We start from the raw sequence: 20,926 nt of genomic DNA, 5'->3' as shown, positions 1-20,926 counted from the left end.
CGTCGAACGGGTTCAGCGCGCAGGCGCGCGCGCTGCCCCGCCGGCCGGTCTTGCGCCTGTCGGCGCGCTGCGCCGGGCGCTGCGCGCTCGCGGCGCGGCGACTAAAACATCGGCTGATTGTGAATGCCGCATTCGGTTTTGTCCCAGTGGCGCCAGCGGCCGGCGCGGGGGTCTTCGCCGGGCTGGACCTGGCTGGTGCAGGGCTGGCAGCCGATGGAGGGGTAGCCGGCGGCCTCGAGCGGGTGGCGCGGAAGATCGCGGGCGGTGAAATGCGCGTCGATGGCGGCTTTGTCCCAATCGGCCAGCGGGTTGATCTTGAGGCGGCCGGCGTCCATTTCAAAACGCGGCAGGCCGGCGCGGCCGGATTGCGCGGCTTTGCGGCCGGAAATCCACGCATCAAATGGTGCCAGCGCGCGGCGCAGCGGCTCGACCTTGCGCAGATCGCAGCAGCCATCGGGATCATAGGCCCAGCGCAAGCTTTTGTCGTCTTGGGCAGCAAGTTCGTAGGGGTCGGGGCGAAACACCCGCAAATCCACAAGCCCAAGCTGTTCGGCCAGCGCATCGCGGTAGGCCAGAGTTTCACCGAACATTTTCTGGGTGTTGATGAAAATCACCGGCACTCTGCGATCGGCCGCCGCCACCAGATCGAGCAGCACCGCCGATTCGCTGCCGAACGAGGACACCGCCGCCACCCGGCCCTTGAGTGTGCCCGCCAGCAGATCGGCCAGCATGGCCGCAGCGGGGACGCCGTCATATTGCGCGGTCAGGCGCGCCGCGTCGGTGGCGGTGAAGGCCGGCGCCGTGTCGATCGTGTCGAGCTGCCGCGCCGCCACCGCTTCCAACGCGGCGCCGCTAGCCATGCCGCAGCGCCCAGACCGGCGCGAGACCATCGGCGGCCTTCATGTAAACATAGGGGAAGCGGGCGAACGTGGCGGCAACAACGACAGGATCAAGCGGCGCATCGGGCGCGAAACTGTCAAAACCCACTCGCCGCATGAAGCCAAGCTGATCGACCAGCACATCGCCGGCCGCGCGGATTTCGCCGCCAAAGCCAGCCTCCCGCAGGATGCGCGCCGAGCTGTAGCCACGGCCGTCGCGGAATTTGGGAAAGGCGATTTCAACGAGCTTCAGCCGGCCAAGGTGCGGCAGCAGCGCGCGCACATCATCACCCGGATCGATGCGGACGGCGGCAAAATTGCCGCCAGAGCCATTGGCAGCCAGGAAATCCGCCAGCGGCGCGATCGGGCTTTCGAACGGTGCATCGCTGCGATAGCGCAGCCGCGCCGGTGCATCATCTAGCGCGGGCGGCACCGCGCCAGCGACGGCCTGTTGATCCTGATTATCCATAGACGGCGGCCTTGAACGGGGCCGGCCCGAGCCGGCGGTAGGTGTCGAGGAAGCGTTCATCGGGAGCGGTGCGGGCGCTGCGATAAAAATCGATCAGCTTGTCGACCGCTTCGATTATGCCGTTTTCGTCAAAGCCAGGCCCGAGGATCTTGGCCAATGACGCGTCTTCGGCGCCGGAACCGCCAAGCAGCAATTGATAGGCTTCTTCGCCCTTTTTATCGACGCCCAATATGCCGATATGGCCGGCATGGTGGTGGCCGCAGCCGTTGATGCAGCCGGAAATCTTGATCTTCAGCTCGCCGATATCCTGCTGCGCGGCCACATCGGCTTCGAATTTGGCCGCGATGCGCTGGGCAATCGGGATCGAACGGGCATTGGCCAGCGTGCAATAATCCATGCCGGGGCACACGATGATATCGGTGACCATATCAAGATTGGGCGTTGCCAGCCCAGCCGCATCAAGGCCCTGCCAGACCGCGTAAAGATCGGCCTTGCGAACATGCGCCAGCACCAGATTCTGGCTGTGGGTGACGCGGATTTCGTCGTGGGCGTAGCGTTCGGCCAGATCGGCAATCACATCCATCTGCGCCGACGACGCATCACCGGGAATGCCGCCCTTGGGCTTCAGGCTGATGGTGGCGATGGCATAGCCCGGCGCGCGGTGGGCATGAACATTCTGCGCCACCCAGACCGCAAAATCAGGATCGGACAGATCGAGCGTGTCTGGCGCGGCGGGATCAAAGGCCGGGGCGGCAAATTGCGCAATGATCCGGTCATATTCGGCCTGCGGTGCATCTAGGCCGAGCGGTTCCAGTTCGGCCCATTCGGCTTCGACCTGCGCGGTGAATTCGGCAATGCCAAGCTCGCTGACCAGGATCTTGATGCGCGCCTTGTAGATATTGTCGCGGCGGCCATAGCGGTTGTAAACGCGCAGGATCGCCTCGCAATAGCTGAGGAACTGCGCCACCGGGATGAAATCGCGCACGATCTGGCCGATGATCGGGGTGCGGCCCATGCCGCCGCCGACATAGACGCGAAAACCCAGCGCGCCGGCGGCGTTGGTGCGCAATTGCAGGCCGATATCGTGCAACTGGATGGCGGCGCGGTCGGTGTCGCTGGCGATCACGGCAATCTTGAACTTGCGCGGCAGGAACGAAAATTCCGGATGCAGCGTCGACCATTGCCGCAGCAACTCGGCATAAGGGCGCGGATCGGCCAGCTCATCGGCGGCGGCACCGGCGAATTGATCGGAGCTGATGTTGCGGATGCAATTGCCGCTGGTCTGGAAGGCGTGCATTTCCACCTTGGACAGATCATCGAGCAGATCGGAAAACTGCTCCAGCTTGATCCAGTTATACTGGATATTCTGGCGCGTGGTGAAATGGCCGTAATCCCGGTCATAGGTGCGTGCGATATGCGCCAGCATACGCATCTGGGTGCCAGACAGCGTGCCATAGGGGATTGCAACGCGCAGCATATAGGCATGAAGCTGCAGATAGAGGCCGTTCATCAGCCGCAGCGGCTTGAACTGATCTTCGGTGATTTCACCGCGCAGCCGGCGGCCGACCTGGTCCTTGAATTCGGCAACCCGGGCATCAACGATGGCTTGGTCAAAGTGATCATAACGGTACATCAGATGGCATCCGTGGCAAGGCTGCCGCGCGCGAGATCGGCGCGGACACTGGGACCAGACGCGCGCACGCGCTGGCGGGTGGTGGTGGGCAACCAATTGCCGGGCGTCCCGGTCACATCGATCAGCACCGGATCATTGATGCGTTCCGCGGCAATCAGGCTGGCGACCAGCGCGTCACCTTCCGCGCCGATTTCGGCGGCATGGCTGATGGCCGTGCTCCAGTCGCTGCCGTTCCACCACAGCACATCACCGGTTTCGAGCCGATTTCCCGTCAGAACACGCGGCATGTTTCGTCCTTTGCCATGGCGCGGGCAGCCGGCAGGGCCGCAACATCGCCAACAATGATAAGCGCCGGTGACGCGATGGCTTCGCGGTCCACCAGCCCGGCCAGATCGGCGAGCAGGCTGGTAACCAACCGCTCACCGGCCTGCGTGGCACGTTCCACCACGGCCACCGGGGCATCGGGGGCGAGGCCATCGGCCATCAATTTGTCGGCAATGGCACCAGCCCCGGCGACGCCCATATAAATCACCAGCGTGCGGCCCTTGCCGGCCAAGCCAGCCCAGTTTTGCGCGGCAAGGCCGCGGCACTCGCCGGCAACAAAGCTGACAATCGAGGCATGATCACGATGGGTGAGCGGCAGCAGCAGTGATGCCGCAGCGCCATTGGCTGCCGAAATGCCCGGCACCACCGTGACCGGCACACCCGCCGCGCAGCAGTCATCAACTTCTTCGCCGCCGCGCCCGAAGATGAACGGATCACCGCCCTTCAGGCGCACGACATTGTGGCCGGCCTGCGCCTGCGCCACCAGCAACGCGCCGATTTCGTGTTGGGGGACGGTGTGCCGCGCCCGGCGTTTGGACACATCGATGCAGCGGGCGGTGGCCGGGATCAGCGCCATCACCTCCGCGCCAACCAGGCCGTCGTGCACCACCACATCGGCTGCCGCCAGCGCGCGCACGGCACGCACCGTCAGCAGATCGGCGGCGCCGGGGCCAGCGCCAACCAGCACGACGCTGCCGAAATCTTGGGAATTTTTCATGTCCCCTTGTGCAGCAAGCTGCGGCACAAGGGGAGCAAGGCTTTCTTTGCGCGCGGTTAGCGCAGGTTGCGCGTCATGCGCGCAGCGCGGTTACTCAGGACCGAACGTGCGCTGCCACCAGCCCTTGCGCGGCGGCGGCGCGGCCGCTGCTGGCTCGGCGGCAACCTCGGTTGCTGGCTGTGCCACTGGCTCTGCTGCCACAGGCTCAGCCGGCACGGGCTCGGCTGGCACAGACTCGGCAGAAACGGCGGCGTCAGACACGGGCTCGGCAGACACGGGAGCGTCAGCTTCAACCTTCTTGCGCCGGCTGCGCTTGGCCGGCGCGGCTTGTTCGGCAACGTCCGGAACCACGGCTTCGGGTACCGCAACCGGCTCGGGTGCCGGCTCGGCTTTCTTGCGGCGGCTGCGCGCAGGCTTGGCTGGCGGCTCCTGGGCGTCTACCGCCGCAGCAACTGGTTCCGGCACAGCCGCATCGGCTGCCACCGGAGCTTCCACGGCTACCGGCTCAGCCTTCTTGCGGCGGCTGCGCTTGGGCTTGGTTTCGCCAGCTTCCAGCAGGGGCTGTGGCTCCGGCTCGGGCTGCGCCTCGATCTCGGCATCCAGCTGGTCGCCATTGTCGCCTGCATTGGCCTGATCACCGCCGCGTTCAGCAGTGCCGCGGCGGCCGCGGCGGCCACGGCGGCGACGCTTGCGCCGCGATGCCCCGGCTTCGCCATCACCGGTCTCGGCATCACCATCGGCGTCATTGCCATCGGTATCCAGTTCCGTTTCGTTACCGGCGCCCAGATCGTCGCTTGCATCGTCGTGCGTATCGTCATGCGCATCGGCCGGCGCTGGCGCTGCATCATCAGTGGCAGCGCTGCCATCATCACGGCGGCCACGGCCACGGCGGCGGCCACGGCCACGTCGGCCACGCCGATCATCCTGATCGGCATCGCTGCGTTCGCCATCATCGTCCCGGTCGTCATCATCGCCCGGTTCGCTGCTGTCCAATTCCGGTTCGTCGTCCACCCGCACGATGGCTGGCAAGGCCGCCAGATCCACCTTCTTGGAGGACGGAGGCCCACCGGCATCAATCTCGAAATTGGGGCCGATCAGGCCATCATCCGGGCGGGTGAGGATCGCCACGCCATAAAGCTCTTCCAGTTCGGCCAGTTCGATCCGCTTGCGGTTGAGCAGGTAAACCGCAACTTCCTCGCTGGCCCGCAGCATCAATTCGCTATGGCGGCCGCGCACGGCTTCGGCTTCCAGCGCGCGCAACGCTGCCAACGCCGCCGACGCCACCGAACGCACCATGCCAGTGCCTTCGCACATCGGGCAGATATGCGTGGAGGCTTCCAGGATGCCGGTGCGCAGCCGCTGCCGGCTCATTTCCATCAGGCCAAAGCTGGAAATGCGCCCGATCTGCACGCGGGCACGGTCGTTTTTCAGGCCTTCCTTCATGGCCTTCTCAACCTTGCGGACGTTGGAGCCATTTTCCATGTCGATGAAATCGATCACCACCAGGCCCGCCATGTCGCGCAGGCGCAATTGCCGGGCGATTTCGTCAGCCGCTTCCAGGTTGGTTTTTGTGGCGGTTTCCTCGATGCCATATTCACGGGTCGATCGCCCGGAGTTGATATCGATCGCCACGAGCGCCTCGGTCGGGTTGATGACGATATAGCCGCCCGATTTCAGCTGCACGACCGGCTGATACATGGCCTCCAGCTGGCCTTCGACGCCAAAGCGTTGGAACAGCGGCACCGTGTCCTGATACTCGACCACCTTGGCCGCATGGCCCGGCATCAGCATCGACATGAAGCGGTGCGCCGCTGCAAAACCGCCGCTGCCTTCCACCAGCACCTGTTCGATATCGCGCGAATAGATATCGCGGATGGCACGCTTGATCAGGCCACTGTCTTCATGGATCAGCGCCGGGGCCTGGCTAGCCAGGGTCTTTTCGCGAATTTCATCCCACAGCCGGGTAAGGTAATCGAAATCGCGCTGAATATCGTCCGCGCCGCGCTTCAGGCCGGCGGTGCGCACGATAGCGCCCATGCCGGATGGCAGATGCAGATCGGTCATGATCTGCTTGAGGCGCTTGCGGTCGCCCGGATTGGAAATCTTGCGCGAAATGCCGCCGCCATGCGCGGTGTTGGGCATCAGCACGCAATAGCGGCCGGCCAGGCTGAGATAGGTGGTCAGCGCCGCGCCCTTGGAGCCGCGCTCTTCTTTCACGACCTGGATGAGCATCACCTGGCGGCGGCGGATAACCTCTTGAATCTTGTAGCGCCGGCGCAGCGCCATGCGCTTGCGGCTCAGCGATTCGGTGGGCTCGTCATGCTGCCCGCCGGTTTCCAGCACGTCATCGCTGTCATCGCCTTCGTCGTCGTGGCCGTGATCGTCTTCGGCCAGTTCGGCTTCTTCGCGCAGCAGCGCTTCGCGGTCTTCCTTGGGGATCTGATAATAATCCGGGTGGATTTCCGAAAACGCCAGAAAGCCGTGGCGATTGCCGCCATATTCAACGAACGCCGCCTGCAGCGAAGGTTCGACCCGGGTAACCTTGGCAAGATAGATATTGCCCTTCAGCTGACGCCGATCAGCCGATTCGAAATCAAATTCCTCGATGCGTTGGCCATTGACCACGGCCACCCGCGTTTCTTCCGGGTGGCGGGCGTCGATCAGCATGCGATATGACATTGAAATGCTCCGTAGCGCGCGGCCGTGTGCATGGGCCCAGTGGCTGGGCGGCGATGCGGCGGCGCGGAATGAAAAAGCCGGCAGCAGGCCGGACTGAAGTTGTTTTGAGCGATTGACGATGTGCGGCGGAGACACCAGCCGGCGAGCGCAGCGCGGGGCGCTGTGCGTCGACCAAGAGGTGCAATCCGTTCATCCGCATCCTTGCAATGTGCACCGGGCCAATGAACAGCTCCGGCCGGCTTCTGATCCGGTCCCGCCAAACACCGAGCCAACGGCCGGCAGCGCGGGAACGCACCAAAAGCGACAGCACAAAAAAATACTGTCATCTGTCTGCTAGCAGGCGCTTGGCATTGCGGCAAGTGTGCGGCTATACCATCACGGAAGAGCCTGATGTTACTGGAATTTTTGCAATGCGCTTTGTTCTAAAATCCTGTGCTGTCGCGATTGCTGCGTTGGCTGCCCATGCTGCATCCGCCCAAACGCGAGTGCAAAGCCCGGCAGCCGCCGCAGCCCCGGCGCCGCTTACCCTCGAACGCGTGTTTGCTTCGCCGGCCTTGTCTGGCCCACGGCCGCGCGTGCTCAAGCTGTCGCCGGATGGCAAGCTGGCCACACTGCTGCAAAGCCGCGCCGATGACCGCGACCGGTTCGATCTGTGGGCGGTTGATACCAGCACCGGCGCGCGGCGCATGCTGGTCGATTCGACCAAACTCGGCAGCAGCGGGCCGTTGTCCGAAGCGGAGCGCATGAACCGCGAACGCCGCCGCCTCGGCGGCATCACCGGCATCGTCGATTATGCCTGGGCACCCGACAGCCGCCGCCTGCTGGTGCCTGTCGATGGCGATCTGTGGGTGGCCGGCTTGGATGGCAGCGTGCAGCGATTGACCGACACAAAAGCCACCGAAACCGACGCAAAACTGTCGCCCAAAGGCAAATATGCCAGCTTTGTGCGCGATGGCCGGCTGTTCGTGACTGACATCGCCGCCGGCACCGCACGCGAAGTGGCCGGCGAAGAGACGGCAAAAGTCCAATGGGGCGTTGCCGAATTCATCGCGCAGGAAGAGCTTGGCCGTTTCGATGGCCATTGGTGGTCCCCCACCGATGGCCGCATCGCCGTCGCCCGTGTGGATGAAACGCCCGTCAACGAAGTGACACGAGCCGCCATCGGCGCGGACGGCACGCGGCTGTTCACCCAAGCCTATCCGGCGGCCGGCACTGCCAATGCCGACGTGTCACTATGGCTCGTCAATCCGGACGGCAGCGGCAAGACCAAAGTCGATCTGGGGCCGGACAGCGATATCTATGTCGCGCGGGCGGCATGGGCGCAGGATGGCGGCACCCTGTACGTCCAGCGTTTACAGCGCGATCAAAAGCGGCTTGATATCTTGGCTGTCGATCCGGCAACCGGGGCGTCGCGGGTGCTGCACAGCGAAACCGCCGCAACCTGGATCAACTTGCACGACACGTTCCGCGCGCTGAAGGATGGCAGCATCCTGTGGGCCAGCGAGCGGGACGGCTATCGCCACCTCTACCGGCTGGCGGGCGGCGCAGCGGCGCAATTGACCAGCGGTCGCTGGGCCGTGTCCGAACTGGTCGGCGTCGATGAACAGCGCGGCCGACTGTGGTTTACCGGCTTTGCCGATACCACGCTGGAAATGCATGTTTATGCGCTGGATTGGAAAACGCCCGGCGCCCAGCCGATCCGGCTGACTGCGCTTGGCGGCATGCATGATGCGGTGATGGACGCTGCCGGCCAGCGCCTGATCATCACGGCCACATCCCCGCGCCAGCCCGCGCAGGTCTGGCTGGCGGATGGCGCCGGCAAGCGGCTGGCCTGGATTTCTGAAAACCGGCTGGATGCGGGCCACCCTTACGCGCCCTATCTGGCGGCGCACACCGAACCCAGCTTTGGCACGCTGCAGGCCAGCGATGGCCAGAGCATGGATTGGCGCCTGCTCAAGCCCACGGGTGCCGGGCCATTTCCGGTGTTGATGCAGGTCTACGGCGGCCCGCATGCCCAAAGCGTCGACCGGCGCTTTCCCGCGGTAATCGAACAATATCTGGTGCAAAAAGGCTGGGCGGTGTTCCAGATTGACAATCGCGGCAGCAACAATCGCGGCAAGGCGTTCGAAGACCCGATCAATCGCGCCATGGGCACAGCCGAAGTGGCCGATCAGTTGCAGGCACTGGCGTGGGTGAAGCGGCAGCCATGGGCCAAAGCCGACAAGGTGGCGGTGAACGGCTGGTCCTACGGCGGCTATATGGTGCTGAAATTGCTGGAGGCGGCCCCCGGCGCGTTCGCCGCCGGCATCTCCGGCGCGCCGGTGACGCGATGGGAGCTGTATGACACCGCCTATACCGAGCGTTATTTGGGCAATCCCGCCAAAGACGCCGGGCCGTACCAAAGTTCCGGCGCACTTTCAGATGCCGCCAAGATCAGCGATCCATTGCTGGTCATCCACGGCATGGCCGACGACAATGTCGTGTTCGAAAATTCAACCGCATTGATCAGCGCGCTGCAAAAGGCCAATCGGCCGTTTGACCTGATGGTCTATCCGGGTGCCACCCACGCCACGCCGGGGCTGGAAGTGCACACGTGGATCACGCGGCTGAAGTTTCTGGGGCGGACGGTGGCGCCGACGGGGTATTGAGGGGGCGGCCGGCGGCGGAGCCGCCGAGTCCGCTGGCTTATGAGAAGAGAAGACAGGTAAGGACAGGAAAAGCGTGGCGGAGCCACACCGTCAGACGACACAAAAAAGGGCGGCCTGTTGGGGCCGCCCTTTTGGTCGCTGGCCGAGCCGATGCGAGTCGGTGGACAACGCTGCGCGTTGTCCACGCGCGGCATTAACGGCTGTAAAATTCCACGACCAGATTTGGCTCCATCTTCACCGGATAAGGCACTTCGTCCAGCGTCGGGATGCGGACGTAGGTGGCCTTCGGGCCTTCGACGGAGACATATTCCGGCACATCACGCTCGGTCAGGCCTTGCGCTTCGAGCACCAGGGCCATTTCCTTGGCGCGGCTGCCCAGCTCGATCACATCGCCGGGCGACATACGCGCCGAACCGATGTTGCAGCGGCGGCCGTTGACCAGGATATGGCCATGGTTGACGATCTGGCGAGCGGCAAACACCGTTGGTGCCCACTTGGCGCGATAGACCATCATGTCGAGCCGCTGCTCGAGCAAACCAATCAGATTCTGCGAGGTGTCACCCTTCATGCGCACCGCTTCGGCATAGACCTTCCGGAACTGCTTTTCGGTCACGTCGCCATAATAGCCCTTGAGCTTCTGCTTGGCGCGCAGCTGGATGCCGAAATCGCTGACCTTGCCCTTGCGGCGCTGGCCGTGCTGGCCGGGGCCATATTCACGCTTGTTCACCGGGCTCTTGGGACGACCCCAGATATTCTCGCCCATGCGGCGATCAAGCTTGTATTTCGCGTTGGAACGCTTTGACATGATAATCCTTCAGATTTGCGCTTGACGTTGTTCCCGGTCTCGCCGCGTCAGCCCGCAGATTTGCCTGCCGCTGACGTGGGCCACCGCTTCACCGGGGTGCGGGGCCAAATGCGAAGCGGGTGCGGTACGAGCGGGCGCGCGCCGAGTCAAGCACACCACGGCCTTCTTAACGGCCGATCCGGCCAAAATCCTTGACTTTGCGGCCTCGAATCGTCACCAGCCTGCGTTCATTCCATTATCGAAAGCCGTAAGCTCATGGCACGTGTGACCGTCGAAGATTGCGTGGACAAGATCCCGAACCGGTTCGATCTGGTGTTGTTCGCTGCCCAGCGCGCGCGCAACATCTCGTCCGGATCGGAACTGACCATCGACCGTGACCGTGACAAGAACCCGGTCGTGGCGCTGCGCGAGATCGCCGAGGAAACCGTGCACCCCGCTGAATTGCGCGAAACCATCGTACTGGGCATGCAGAAGGTCCAGGCCGATGATGACGACACGCCTGATGCGATCGTCTCGTTGTCGGCATCTGCCGAGGCGCTCCGCATCACGGCTGCGCAGCCGCCGCGCAATCAGAATATGGGTGGTGAGTACGAATGAGGCGGCACGAAATAGCGTAGCTATTTCGAGACTCGCCGAATTCCGGCCGGCGACCAAAAAAGGCGGCCCTCCAGCCGCCTTTTTCGTGAGTCGTCCGACGACGTGGCTTTGCCGCGCTCTTCCTGCCTTTTCTTAATCCACTCAAGCGGACTCGGCAGCTCCGCTGCCGGCCGCCCCCGCAAGCATCGACAGTCGGCGCAGTATGGCTCACCCAGCCAGCCCCCACCACCCTTGCGCCGCCCCGCAATCCCTTGCACGATGCTAGGCTATGCTGCGCCAGTATGAATTGGTTGAACGGGTCAAGGCCTATGATCCCGATGCGGACGAGGATCTGCTGAACCGCGCCTATGTGTTTTCAGTGAAGGCGCACGGCAGCCAACTTCGGGCCAGCGGCGATCCCTATTTCAGCCATCCCATTCAGGTTGCCGGCATTCTCACCGATCTGAAGCTCGACGACCAGACCATTGCCTGCGCCATCCTGCACGACACCATCGAAGACACGGTGGCGACTCAGGCCGAGATTGACCGGCTGTTCGGGCCTGAAGTGGGCCGGCTGGTTGACGGCGTCACCAAATTGTCGCGCATCGAAACCCAGACCGACAATGAACGTCAGGCGGAAAACCTGCGCAAGTTCTTGCTGGCGATCTCCAACGATATCCGTGTGTTGCTCGTCAAGCTGGCTGATCGCCTGCACAATATGCGCACGCTGCACCACATCAAGAAAGAGGACAAGCGCCGCCGCATCGCCCGCGAAACCATGGATATTTATGCGCCGCTGGCGGAGCGTATCGGCATGTACGGCTTCATGGAGGAAATGCAGGAACTGGCGTTTCGCCATCTGGAGCCCGAAGCCAGCGCCACGATCAGCCAGCGCATGGACCGGCTGCGCGAAACCACCGGGGCCAATGTCCACCGGATTTCCGGCCAGATCGAGGGCTTGTTGCGCAGCAAGGGGCTGGCAGCCAGCGTGACCGGCCGCGAAAAACGCCCCTATTCGATCTGGCGCAAGATGCAGGCCCGCCAGATGAGCTTTGAACAATTGTCCGATGTGATGGCGTTCCGGGTGATCGTGGATGATGTGCCCGATTGCTACCGGGCGCTCGGCATCGTCAACGGGCGGTGGCCGATGGTGCCCGGCCGTTTCAAGGATTTCATTTCCACGCCCAAGCCCAATGGCTACCGATCGCTGCACACGTCGGTGCTGCTCGGCAACGAGGCGGCCCGCATCGAGGTGCAGATTCGCACCGGCCTGATGCACGAAGAGGCCGAGCTTGGGCTGGCGGCGCACTGGGCTTACAAGCTGGGCAGTGAAGGCGCTCCGGCGCGCGAAGCCTATCCGTGGATCGAGGATCTGCTGGACGTGCTGCAGGATGCCGCCAGCCCGGAGGAATTGCTTGAAAATGCCCGGCTGGCGATGTTCCAGGATCAGGTGTTTGTGTTCACCCCCAAGGGCGAGCTGTATCAATTGCCCGGCGATGCCACCCCGGTCGATTTTGCCTATGCCGTGCACAGCGATCTGGGCGATGCCTGCGTGGGTGCCAAGGTGAATGGCCAGGTAGTGCCGCTGCGCACGCGGCTGGTGAACGGCGATCAGGTCGAGATCATGAAGGGCAAGGTGAAGGCCCCTGATCCGGCGTGGGAGGGTTTTGTGGCCAGCGCCAAGGCGCGCGCTGCCATCCGCCGCCATGTTCGCCACAAGCGCCGCGAGGAATTGCAGGCAATGGGCGCCAAGCTGCTGGACGCCGAAGTTGCCCGGCTGCGGATCAGCTTGTCAGATGAGCTGCTTGGCCCCGCGCTGGGCCGGCTGAAGCTGCCGGACCGCGCGGCGCTGGAACTGGCAATGGCTGAAAATCGCCTGACCGATGACGAAGTGGCCGAAGCCCTGGTGCCCGGCGCCGCCGCCCGCCCGGCCCGGCCGCAAGGCCGCCATGCCAGGGCCGATGCCGCGATCTCCATCGAAGGCCTGACGCCGGGCGTGGGCTTTTTGCTGTGCGATCATTGCCGGCCGGTGCCCGGCGATCGCATCGTCGGCGTGCGTGCGCCCGATGGCCCGATCTGCGTGCATGCCATTGATTGCGACGAGCTCGCCGATGAAAGCGGCGAATGGTTCGAGGTGCGCTGGGGCACCGAAGCTGCGGTGGCCGCTGCCCGCATCGCTGTTGTGGTGCACAACCAGCCGGGCGCATTGGCCAGCCTGGCGGCCAGTATCGCTGCCCACAACGCCAATATCGTTGGCCTGACCCTGAAGCATCGTGACCGTGAATTTCACACCGATCTCATCGACATCGAAGTGGAAAGCGTGGCGCATCTTGCCACCATATTGGCTGCCCTGCGCCAGGTGAAAGCCGTGGTTTCGGCGGACAGGGTGCGCCAGTAATGCCGCTTGGCAAAGCCGGCGGGGCCTGCCAATCGCGGCATGTGTCGATTCAGGAGTGTCCCGCGATGACCGATGACGAGGTTCTGGCCGAATTTCGGGCTGCCGAGGCGCTGCTGGAAGGCCATTTCATCCTGTCATCGGGCCTGCGATCTTCGCGTTACCTGCAGTGCGCGCGCGTGTTGATGGACCCGGCCCGCGCCGAGCGGCTGGCCAGGGCGCTGGCTGCCAAGATCCCCGCCGCTGTGAAGGCACGGATCACCGCCGTGATTGCGCCAGCGATGGGCGGCTTGATCTGCGGTCATGAACTGGCGCGCGCGCTGGGGGTCGATTCGATGTTCGTTGAACGGCCCACCGGCAGCTTTGAACTGCGGCGCGGTTTTCGGCTGGAACCGGGGCAGCAGGTTCTGCTGATGGAAGATGTCGTGACCACCGGCCTGTCGGGCCGCGAAGCCATTGCCGCGGTGAACGCTGCCGGCGGCACCGTGATCCATGCCGCCGCGTTGGTCGACCGGTCAGATGGCGCAGCCGATTTGGGCGTGCCATTCACGCCGCTGATCCGCCTTTCCGTGCCCAGCTACCAGCCGGGTGCACTGCCGCCCGAACTGGCAGCCATCCCGGCGGTGAAGCCCGGCAGCCGGGCGGCATGATCCCTGCCAAACACGTGATTTGGGCGATGATCCTGGCCGGCGCTGCCGGCGCCGCAGCAGCGCCGCCGCCGCCGTTGACCAACATGTGGCAGGCGGCGTCGGCGGCCGCACGCACTGGCGGGTTGAATGGGCATCTGGTGGTGGCCGACAGCCAGTCCAACTACGGCGAGGACATCGGCAAGCCCGGCAAAACCGGACAATTCTGGCGCTGGGCATCGGTCACCAAGCAGATCGTGGCGGTGCTGGTGATGCAACAGGTCGATGCCGGAACGGTGGCGCTCGATACGCCGATCAAGGCCTATGTGCCGCAGCTGCCTGTCACCAATGCCGACCGGATCACATTGCGGCAGTTGCTAGCCCACACCAGCGGCTTGCCCAACGCCCAGGACGGCCCAATGAACGCGGCGGGCACCGAATTGGCCTTGCTGGACCGCAGCACGCCGCGGCCAGCCCCTACAATCGACGCCCGTGGCATCAACGCCGTTTGCACGGGCGCAGCCAAGGCAGCGCCGGGTGAGCGTTTCGAATATAATAATTGCGATACGCAAGTGGCGGGCGCGGTGCTGGAAGCGGTCACCGGCAAGACATTGCGGCAACTGCTGCGCGCGCAGCTGTTCAAGCCGCTGAAAATGGACGGCGCCAGACTGTTGCAGGCCGGTGACGCCGCCGGCCGCACAGGCTATTTCGCCGATGGCAGCAATGATGATTTCATCGATGTCGGCCGCTACGGCGCAGCGGCTGCAATTGCCGGGCCGCCGGCTGCGCTGGTCAAATTCGATCAGGCGCTGCTCGCTGGCCGCCTCATGAGCGCCGCTGCCCGCACCGAGATGTGGAATGGCAAGGCCGAGCTTGGTTTTTCGGCATTGGGGCAGTGGGCCTACACGGTTCCCCTCGCTGGCTGCACCGGGCCGGTTGATCTGGTTGAACGCCGCGGCAGCATCGGCGGAGTCGAAGTGCGCAACGTCATCGCACCCAAGCTGGGCCGCATCCTGATCGCCTTTGCCGATCGTCCGGCCGAATTCGGCGAGCCATGGCAGGGCAAGGGCCTTACCTATGATCTTCTGTCCGCTGCCTTCTGCGCCCCGTCCAAATCCTGAGGTTTGTCATGACCAACCATCTGCGCCTTGGCGTCAACATCGATCATGTCGCCACCATCCGCAACGCGCGCGGCGGGCTGCATCCTGATCCCTTGCGCGCCGCTGAAATGGCGGCCGCTGCCGGCGCCGACGGCATCACCGTGCACCTGCGCGAAGACCGCCGCCACATCACTGATGCCGATCTCGACCGGCTCAGCATCGGCGTTGCCTTGCCGATCAATCTGGAAATGGCTGCCACCGATGAAATGCTCGGCATCGCGCTGCGCCATCGCCCGCATGCCGCCTGCATCGTGCCCGAACGCCGCACCGAACGCACCACCGAAGGCGGGCTGGATGCCGCCGGGCAGCACAATGTGCTCGCCCCGATCGTCAGCCGCCTGGCCGATGCCGGCATGCGGGTCAGCCTGTTCATCACCCCCGACGAGCGCCAGCTTGAAGCCGCCGCCCGGCTGGGCGCGCCCGTGGTGGAATTGCACACCGGGCCTTATGCCCATGCCGAAGGCGGCGCAGTGGTCTTTGAACTGGAACGGCTGGCCCGCGCGGCCGAGCTGGGCGTGCGCATGGGCCTGGAAATTCATGCCGGGCACGGCCTCACCTTCGACAACGTGGCGCCGGTGGCAGCCCTGCCCACACTGGCTGAGCTGAACATCGGGCATTTCCTGATTGGTGAGGCGGTGTTTGTCGGCCTGGATGCCGCCATCCGCCGCATGCGTGCGGCCATGGATGCCGCCCGCGCCGCGGCCTGATTTGCCATGACCGGGCTGGCCATACCCACCGGATTGGGCGTGATCGGGCTTGGCTCCGATCTGTGCAATATCGATCGCATCGCCAGCAGCATCGCCCGCTTTGGTGACCGCTTCATCAGCCGCATCTTCACCGATGCCGAACAGGCCAAGGCCAACCGCCGCGATCTGACGCGCATCGCCACCTATGCAAAACGCTTTGCTGCCAAGGAAGCCTGCGCCAAGGCACTGGGCACCGGCTTTCGCCAGGGCGTATTCTGGCGGGATATGGGCGTGATCAATCTGCCCAGCGGCCAACCCACGCTGGTCCTTACCGGCGGGGCATTGGCAAGGCTGGCGCAAATCACACCCAGCGGGCATAAGGCGGCGATTCACCTGACAATGACCGACGACCATCCGTGGGCGCAGGCCATCGTCTTGATCACGGCAGCACCAGAATGAGCGAAGCAGTGGCAAAAAAGAAAACCAACTGGGCCGAGGAGGCCTGGCAGCTGTTTCTGCTCGGCCTGGCTGTGCTGGGCGTGCACACCGCCGTCGCCAAACCATTTTATATCCCGTCCGGATCAATGCTGCCGACTTTGATGGTGGGTGACCGGCTGATCGTGTCGAAATATCCCTATGGCTATTCCTATCTGTCGCCGTCGCTCAACGTGCTGCCGCCCATGAAGGGCCGGCTCTTCGGCAGCCTGCCGGAACGCGGTGACATCGTGGTGGTGAAATCGCCGATCGCGCAGGATGACTGGATCAAGCGGGTGATCGGCCTGCCCGGTGACACAGTGCAGATGCGCGACGGGCAATTGTGGCTGAACGGCCAGGCCGTGCCCAAGGTCGCGGTAGCCGTCACGGTCTCAGCGGTATCACCCAACACCGAATGTGCCAGCTATGTCGATGCGCCTTACCGTGTCGTCACGCCGGATGGGATCGCCGAATGCCACCTGCCGACCTTCCGCGAAACGCTGCCGAACGGCCGCACCTATCTGGTGCATGACCTCGCGGCATTGCCGGTGGACAATACCGAAGCCGTGATTGTGCCAGAAGGCCATGTGTTCTTGATGGGCGACAACCGCGACAACAGCCAGGATAGCCGCTTTGCCGCCGAAATCGGCGGGCTCGGGCTCCTCCCCGTCGAAAACATCGTCGGCCGCGCCGAATTCACCACCTTCAGCCTGGATGGATCAACCAGCTTCAACCCGGTGACATGGGTGACGGCGCTGCGTGACCGCTGGTTCCTGTCACTCCGCAGTTAAGCTACAAAAGAAAGTGGCCTCCGGCGGGCAGGGCTGGGCCCTGCACCACTTTCGTTTTGGTTCGGTCCTAAGCTTCGAAACCTGTGAGCGATCCAAAAAGCGGGTGCAGGGGTCACCCCTGCCCGCCGGAGGCTGTAATCTTTCTTCCAATCAGTCAGATCAAGCCGCCGGTTTAACGGCCAGCAGTTCGATATCAAACTCCAGCACGGCGCCGGGCGGGATCACGCCGCCGGCACCTTGCGCGCCGTAGGCCAGTTCAGGCGGCACCACGAAATGATATTTGGAGCCGGTCGGCATCAGTTGCACGCCTTCGGTCCAGCCGGGGATGACCTGATCGAGCGGGAAGGCCGCGGGCTGGCCGCGCTGGTAGCTGCTGTCGAAGACGGTGCCGTCGATCAGCTTGCCTTCGTAATGCACCAGCACGGTGTCCTTGGGCGCCGGGCGCGGGCCCTTGCCTTCGCGCAAAACCTGATATTGCAGTCCTGAACCAGTGGTGATCACGCCGGGTTTGTCCTTGTTTGCGTCCAGATAGGCCATGTCGGTTTTGCGAACAGCGTCCACCTGGCCCTGGGTGCCGGTGTAGACCAGCACGCCGACCACCGACAGCACGGCGGCCGCTGCCGCCAACCACTTGCCGATGCCGACCCCGCCTGCAGTGCCTGCCTTCTGACCTGACATATTCGCCTCAATGCTGCTGGCGGCTGCGCCGCCACCGTTGCACCTGCCATGACGAGCAGGCGCGCTATGGTCAAGCCTGCCCCCGGCCGCTGCGGCCAAACGAGCGGACCGCTCCTGCGGCCAAAACGCAAAGAGCCGGGCAGATATTGCGCTGCCCGGCTCCGGTAACTCGTTTGATTGCGCTTACTTGATGCCGTCGCGTTCCATGCGCTTGCGGTCCATCTTGCGGGCACGGCGCACGGCGGCGGCCTTTTCGCGGGCGCGCTTTTCCGATGGCTTTTCGTAATGCCGGCGCAGCTTCATTTCGCGGTAGACGCCTTCACGCTGAAGCTTTTTCTTCAGGGCGCGAAGGGCCTGATCGACGTTGTTATCGCGAACCAAAATCTGCATGAGGTGCCGTCACTCCAATTTTCCGGGGCCGCCTGCCCAAGCTGCGCCAGGCCCGAATTGCCAAAATAGTCGATGAAACCTTGTCCCACACGAGTCGCCTCGTCTGGATGAGGCGCGTGGACTAGCAGAAGCCCTGTAGGGGAGCAAGTGGCCGCGCCGCGGCGTCTTTGGCGCTGGAGACACGGTCGCAACCGGGTTATAGTTGGTCATGCATCAGACCAACAACCCCACCAATGATGTGCCACTTGCCGAGCTGGCGCCGCGCCTGATCGCCGCGATGCTGCCGCATGTGCCATTTGATGGCTGGACAGCAAAGGCGCTGGCAGCCGCCGCGGCGGACACTGGCATCGACAGCGATATTGCTGCGCTGGCCGTGCCCGATGTTGCCGCCATGCTGACCGGGTGGACCGCGCTGACCAACCAGGCGATGGCCGAAGCGATGGCCGCCAGCCACAATCTGAAAATCCGCGAGCGCATCCGCATGGCGCTGGTGACGCGGCTGGAGCATGGCAATGCCGAAGTGACGCGGCGGGCGCTGGCGATATTGGCGCAGCCGCAGCACGCTGGCCTGTCGGCCCGGCTGCTCTGGCAGGCCGCCGATGCAATGTGGCGCGCCGCTGGCGACACCGCCACCGACTATAATCATTACACCAAGCGCGCGATCCTGTCGGCGATCTATTCGGCCACGCTGCTGCACTGGACCCAGGATGACAGCCCAGATTTCGAAGCCACGCGCGCCTTCATCGATCGCCGCATCGATGGCGTGATGCGCTTTGAGAAGGCCAAGGCCAAGCTGGTCGGCATCGGCGGCAAGCTGCCCGATCCGGCGCGGTTTTTTGGCCGGCTGCGCTACCCGGCGGTGTGATCAACTTGGCGGTGGCATAACCATCCATTTATTGATAACGGTTCGCAACGTTTTGCGACCGGAACCTGCGTGTGACCCTAGCCACTGCCCATCGGCTGATCGACAGCCTTGCCGCCGGCGAGGTGGCACTGATTGCTGCCATCGATCGCGGCGGCCTGGCGCCGAACACCGCCAAGCGTCTGTGTGAGCTGGGCTTTGACGAAGGTGTCGATGTCGAAATCCTGCACCGCGCGCCGTTTGGCGGCGATCCGCTGGCGGTACGGGTGGGCAATATGGTGGTGGCGCTGCGGGTGGACATGGCCCGCCTGATCGAAGTGACCGCGCTGTGAACGCGCCGGCTGCGATAACGCCGCGCCAGCTGGTGGTGGCGCTGGTGGGCAATCCCAATGCCGGAAAAACCAGCCTGTTCAATGCCTTGACCGGCAGCCGCCAAAAGGTCGGCAATTATCCGGGCGTGACCGTTGAGCGCAAGACCGGCCGGTTGGCGCTGCCCGGCGGACAGGTGGCGGAATTGATCGATCTGCCCGGCACCTACAGCCTCGATCCGCGTTCGCCCGACGAGCAGGTGACGCGCGATGCCATTTTCGGGCGCATCCCCGGCGAAGCGCCGCTGGACGCCATTGTTGCGGTGATCGATGCCACCAATTTGCGCAATCACTTGCGCTTTGTGCTGGAATTGCGGGCGCTGGGCCTGCCGCTGGTGGTGGCGCTGAACATGGCCGATCTGGCCGCCCGCGACGGTATCGTGATCGATGTGACGCGGCTGGCCGACATGCTGGGCGTGCCAGTGATCGAAACCGTGGCTGTGCGCAAACGCGGGCTGGAGGGCTTGGGCGCGGCGATAGCCGCGTCACTCGCCGCAGCCCCTGCCAGTGCAGCCGCCAACAACGCCGCCAGCGATCTGCGCGCCTTGCAAAAAGAAGCGCGCCGGCTGACGGCGGCGGTCCAATCCGCCACGGGCAGCGCGCGGCGCTGGTCGCAGCGGATCGATGCGGTCGTGCTGCACCCGGTGGCGGGGCCGCTGCTGCTGGCGGCCATCCTGTTTTTCATGTTCCAGGCGGTGTTCAGCTGGGCCGAAGCGCCGATGGGCTGGATCGAAGCCGGTATTGCCGTGCTGCAAGAGCAATTGGCCGCGGCGTTGCCAGCCGGCTGGCTGCTGTCGCTGCTCAATGATGCCGTGCTGAAGGGCGTGGGCGCGGTGGTGGTGTTCCTGCCGCAGATCCTGATCCTGTTCCTGTTCATCATCACCCTCGAACAATCGGGCTACATGACCCGCGCGGCGTTCTTGATGGACCGGCTGATGGCGCGGGTGGGCCTGAATGGCCGCGCCTTCATTCCGCTGCTGTCCAGCTTTGCCTGCGCGATTCCGGGCATCATGGCGACGCGCAGCATCGATTCGCCGCGTGATCGGCTCACCACCATCCTGATCGCGCCGCTGATGACCTGTTCGGCGCGGTTGCCGGTGTATGCCGTGGTGATCGGCGCGTTCATTCCGGCGCGCGATGTCGGCCCGTTCGGCTTGCAGGGTCTGGTGCTGTTCATCCTGTATCTGGCTGGCATCCTGGGCGCGCTGGTTGCGGCCTTTGTGCTGCGGCGCACGGTGACCAAGGGCGCGGCGCCGCCATTTTTGATGGAGATGCCGAAGTATCAATGGCCGGCACTGCGCGATATCGCGATCGGGCTTTATGGCCGCGCCGGTGCGTTTCTTAGCCGCGCCGGCACCATCATCATGGCATCGACGGTGGTGCTGTGGGCGATGGCCAGCTGGCCGCAACCGCCGGCGGGCGCGGTCAAGCCCGGCATCGAATATAGTCTGGCCGGCAAACTTGGCTCCGCCCTACAGCCGATATTTGCCCCGATCGGCTTCAACAAGGAAATCGTTATTGCGCTGGTGCCGGGCATGGCGGCGCGCGAAGTCGCGGTGGCAGCACTGGGCACGGTCTATGCGCTGCAGGGCGTGGATGAAAACAACACCGGCGGCCTGATCGAGCAATTGCGCAACGCCTGGCCGCTGCCCACGGCGCTGGCGTTTCTGGCGTGGTTCGTGTTTGCGCCGCAATGCCTGTCAACGCTGGCGGTCACGCGGCGCGAAACCGCGAGCTGGCGCTGGCCGATCTTCATGTTCAGCTAT

The 20,926-nt window shown here is 64.3% G+C and carries 20 protein-coding genes; 11 read left to right on the top strand and 9 right to left on the bottom strand.

Annotated features, from left to right (window positions below):
- Window positions 1-101: 101 nt before the first annotated feature.
- From ABWP50_RS09635 to ABWP50_RS09610, 6 genes are all read right to left on the bottom strand, one after another.
- Entirely contained in the window at window positions 102-860 is a 759-nt protein-coding gene (locus ABWP50_RS09635; protein ID WP_353217782.1) for a phosphoadenylyl-sulfate reductase, read from the bottom strand.
- Window positions 853-1,347: a DUF934 domain-containing protein gene (locus ABWP50_RS09630; protein WP_353217781.1), complete on the bottom strand. Its 495-nt coding sequence runs from the start codon at window positions 1,345-1,347 to the stop codon at window positions 853-855. Before ABWP50_RS09630 ends, ABWP50_RS09635 begins: the two co-directional genes overlap by 8 nt.
- Window positions 1,340-2,980 carry a nitrite/sulfite reductase gene (locus ABWP50_RS09625; protein ID WP_353217780.1) on the bottom strand — a complete coding sequence of 547 codons (1,641 nt, stop codon included), beginning with the start codon at window positions 2,978-2,980 and terminating at the stop codon, window positions 1,340-1,342. The genes ABWP50_RS09630 and ABWP50_RS09625 overlap by 8 nt, the downstream gene beginning before the upstream one ends.
- On the bottom strand, window positions 2,980-3,267 hold the full coding sequence (locus ABWP50_RS09620; protein WP_353217779.1) for a DUF2849 domain-containing protein: 288 nt from the start codon (window positions 3,265-3,267) through the stop codon (window positions 2,980-2,982). The genes ABWP50_RS09625 and ABWP50_RS09620 overlap by 1 nt, the downstream gene beginning before the upstream one ends.
- Window positions 3,252-4,022, bottom strand: coding sequence for a uroporphyrinogen-III C-methyltransferase (cobA, locus tag ABWP50_RS09615; protein ID WP_353217778.1), 771 nt, complete (start codon window positions 4,020-4,022; stop codon window positions 3,252-3,254). Before cobA ends, ABWP50_RS09620 begins: the two co-directional genes overlap by 16 nt.
- Window positions 4,023-4,112: 90 nt before the next feature.
- A complete protein-coding gene (locus ABWP50_RS09610) occupies window positions 4,113-6,701 on the bottom strand; it encodes an Rne/Rng family ribonuclease (RefSeq protein ID WP_353217777.1) in 2,589 nt (862 codons plus the stop codon).
- A gap of 410 nt (window positions 6,702-7,111) precedes the next feature.
- On the opposite strand from ABWP50_RS09610, the gene ABWP50_RS09605 reads away from it, so the two are divergent.
- Window positions 7,112-9,349: a S9 family peptidase gene (locus ABWP50_RS09605; protein ID WP_502951025.1), complete on the top strand. Its 2,238-nt coding sequence runs from the start codon at window positions 7,112-7,114 to the stop codon at window positions 9,347-9,349.
- A 193-nt stretch (window positions 9,350-9,542) separates the two neighbouring features.
- Here the strand turns inward: ABWP50_RS09605 and rpsD are convergent, their stop codons facing one another.
- Window positions 9,543-10,154: a 30S ribosomal protein S4 gene (gene rpsD, locus ABWP50_RS09600; protein ID WP_353217775.1), complete on the bottom strand. Its 612-nt coding sequence runs from the start codon at window positions 10,152-10,154 to the stop codon at window positions 9,543-9,545.
- Window positions 10,155-10,409: 255 nt separating this feature from the next.
- Between rpsD and rpoZ the strand changes: the two genes are divergently transcribed.
- The 7 genes from rpoZ to lepB all read left to right on the top strand — a co-directional run bounded on the left by rpoZ (window position 10,410) and on the right by lepB (window position 16,862).
- Window positions 10,410-10,751, top strand: coding sequence for a DNA-directed RNA polymerase subunit omega (rpoZ, locus tag ABWP50_RS09595; RefSeq protein WP_353217774.1), 342 nt, complete (start codon window positions 10,410-10,412; stop codon window positions 10,749-10,751).
- 268 nt (window positions 10,752-11,019) lie between these two features.
- A complete protein-coding gene (locus ABWP50_RS09590; RefSeq protein ID WP_353217773.1) occupies window positions 11,020-13,128 on the top strand; it encodes a RelA/SpoT family protein in 2,109 nt (702 codons plus the stop codon).
- A gap of 65 nt (window positions 13,129-13,193) precedes the next feature.
- Window positions 13,194-13,775, top strand: coding sequence for an orotate phosphoribosyltransferase (gene pyrE, locus ABWP50_RS09585; RefSeq protein ID WP_353217772.1), 582 nt, complete (start codon window positions 13,194-13,196; stop codon window positions 13,773-13,775).
- Window positions 13,772-14,872 carry a serine hydrolase domain-containing protein gene (locus ABWP50_RS09580; RefSeq protein WP_353217771.1) on the top strand — a complete coding sequence of 367 codons (1,101 nt, stop codon included), beginning with the start codon at window positions 13,772-13,774 and terminating at the stop codon, window positions 14,870-14,872. Before pyrE ends, ABWP50_RS09580 begins: the two co-directional genes overlap by 4 nt.
- Window positions 14,873-14,880: 8 nt before the next feature.
- Window positions 14,881-15,618 carry a pyridoxine 5'-phosphate synthase gene (locus tag ABWP50_RS09575; RefSeq protein WP_353217770.1) on the top strand — a complete coding sequence of 246 codons (738 nt, stop codon included), beginning with the start codon at window positions 14,881-14,883 and terminating at the stop codon, window positions 15,616-15,618.
- Between the two features lie 6 nt (window positions 15,619-15,624).
- Entirely contained in the window at window positions 15,625-16,056 is a 432-nt protein-coding gene (acpS, locus tag ABWP50_RS09570) for a holo-ACP synthase (protein ID WP_353217769.1), read from the top strand.
- On the top strand, window positions 16,053-16,862 hold the full coding sequence (gene lepB / locus ABWP50_RS09565; RefSeq protein ID WP_353217768.1) for a signal peptidase I: 810 nt from the start codon (window positions 16,053-16,055) through the stop codon (window positions 16,860-16,862). Before acpS ends, lepB begins: the two co-directional genes overlap by 4 nt.
- Window positions 16,863-17,021: 159 nt before the next feature.
- Here lepB and ABWP50_RS09560 read toward each other — a convergent pair whose 3' ends face one another.
- Both ABWP50_RS09560 and rpsU read right to left on the bottom strand, forming a co-directional pair.
- Complete coding sequence (locus ABWP50_RS09560) at window positions 17,022-17,540, bottom strand: FKBP-type peptidyl-prolyl cis-trans isomerase (protein ID WP_353217767.1); 519 nt, start codon at window positions 17,538-17,540, stop codon at window positions 17,022-17,024.
- A gap of 183 nt (window positions 17,541-17,723) precedes the next feature.
- A complete protein-coding gene (gene rpsU, locus ABWP50_RS09555) occupies window positions 17,724-17,930 on the bottom strand; it encodes a 30S ribosomal protein S21 (RefSeq protein ID WP_017668065.1) in 207 nt (68 codons plus the stop codon).
- 208 nt (window positions 17,931-18,138) lie between these two features.
- Between rpsU and ABWP50_RS09550 the strand changes: the two genes are divergently transcribed.
- The 3 genes from ABWP50_RS09550 to feoB form a co-directional block, all read left to right on the top strand.
- Window positions 18,139-18,795, top strand: coding sequence for a COQ9 family protein (locus ABWP50_RS09550; RefSeq protein WP_353217766.1), 657 nt, complete (start codon window positions 18,139-18,141; stop codon window positions 18,793-18,795).
- 71 nt (window positions 18,796-18,866) lie between these two features.
- Complete coding sequence (locus ABWP50_RS09545) at window positions 18,867-19,124, top strand: FeoA family protein (RefSeq protein WP_353217765.1); 258 nt, start codon at window positions 18,867-18,869, stop codon at window positions 19,122-19,124.
- Window positions 19,121-20,926, top strand: a 1,806-nt coding sequence (gene feoB / locus ABWP50_RS09540; protein WP_353217764.1) for a ferrous iron transporter B, incomplete at its 3' end; no start/stop codon positions are given. The genes ABWP50_RS09545 and feoB, both read left to right, overlap by 4 nt.

Origin of the sequence: Sandarakinorhabdus sp. (assembly GCF_040398645.1) — a bacterium.
Classification (GTDB): Bacteria; Pseudomonadota; Alphaproteobacteria; order Sphingomonadales; family Sphingomonadaceae; genus Sandarakinorhabdus.
The sequence above is the reverse complement of the archived record's forward strand: the minus strand, read 5'-3'. Positions and strand labels throughout refer to the sequence as shown.

What these genes read in the sequence shown, in the direction of transcription:
- ABWP50_RS09635 (WP_353217782.1), bottom strand. Translation starts at nt 860, where the DNA reads ATGGCTAGCGGCGCCGCGTTGGAAGCGGTGGCGGCGCGGCAGCTCGAC.
- ABWP50_RS09630 (WP_353217781.1), bottom strand. Translation starts at nt 1,347, where the DNA reads ATGGATAATCAGGATCAACAGGCCGTCGCTGGCGCGGTGCCGCCCGCG.
- ABWP50_RS09625 (WP_353217780.1), bottom strand. Translation starts at nt 2,980, where the DNA reads ATGTACCGTTATGATCACTTTGACCAAGCCATCGTTGATGCCCGGGTT.
- ABWP50_RS09620 (WP_353217779.1), bottom strand. Translation starts at nt 3,267, where the DNA reads ATGCCGCGTGTTCTGACGGGAAATCGGCTCGAAACCGGTGATGTGCTG.
- cobA (WP_353217778.1), bottom strand. Translation starts at nt 4,022, where the DNA reads ATGAAAAATTCCCAAGATTTCGGCAGCGTCGTGCTGGTTGGCGCTGGC.
- ABWP50_RS09610 (WP_353217777.1), bottom strand. Translation starts at nt 6,701, where the DNA reads ATGTCATATCGCATGCTGATCGACGCCCGCCACCCGGAAGAAACGCGG.
- ABWP50_RS09605 (WP_502951025.1), top strand. Translation starts at nt 7,112, where the DNA reads ATGCGCTTTGTTCTAAAATCCTGTGCTGTCGCGATTGCTGCGTTGGCT.
- rpsD (WP_353217775.1), bottom strand. Translation starts at nt 10,154, where the DNA reads ATGTCAAAGCGTTCCAACGCGAAATACAAGCTTGATCGCCGCATGGGC.
- rpoZ (WP_353217774.1), top strand. Translation starts at nt 10,410, where the DNA reads ATGGCACGTGTGACCGTCGAAGATTGCGTGGACAAGATCCCGAACCGG.
- ABWP50_RS09590 (WP_353217773.1), top strand. Translation starts at nt 11,020, where the DNA reads ATGCTGCGCCAGTATGAATTGGTTGAACGGGTCAAGGCCTATGATCCC.
- pyrE (WP_353217772.1), top strand. Translation starts at nt 13,194, where the DNA reads ATGACCGATGACGAGGTTCTGGCCGAATTTCGGGCTGCCGAGGCGCTG.
- ABWP50_RS09580 (WP_353217771.1), top strand. Translation starts at nt 13,772, where the DNA reads ATGATCCCTGCCAAACACGTGATTTGGGCGATGATCCTGGCCGGCGCT.
- ABWP50_RS09575 (WP_353217770.1), top strand. Translation starts at nt 14,881, where the DNA reads ATGACCAACCATCTGCGCCTTGGCGTCAACATCGATCATGTCGCCACC.
- acpS (WP_353217769.1), top strand. Translation starts at nt 15,625, where the DNA reads ATGACCGGGCTGGCCATACCCACCGGATTGGGCGTGATCGGGCTTGGC.
- lepB (WP_353217768.1), top strand. Translation starts at nt 16,053, where the DNA reads ATGAGCGAAGCAGTGGCAAAAAAGAAAACCAACTGGGCCGAGGAGGCC.
- ABWP50_RS09560 (WP_353217767.1), bottom strand. Translation starts at nt 17,540, where the DNA reads ATGTCAGGTCAGAAGGCAGGCACTGCAGGCGGGGTCGGCATCGGCAAG.
- rpsU (WP_017668065.1), bottom strand. Translation starts at nt 17,930, where the DNA reads ATGCAGATTTTGGTTCGCGATAACAACGTCGATCAGGCCCTTCGCGCC.
- ABWP50_RS09550 (WP_353217766.1), top strand. Translation starts at nt 18,139, where the DNA reads ATGCATCAGACCAACAACCCCACCAATGATGTGCCACTTGCCGAGCTG.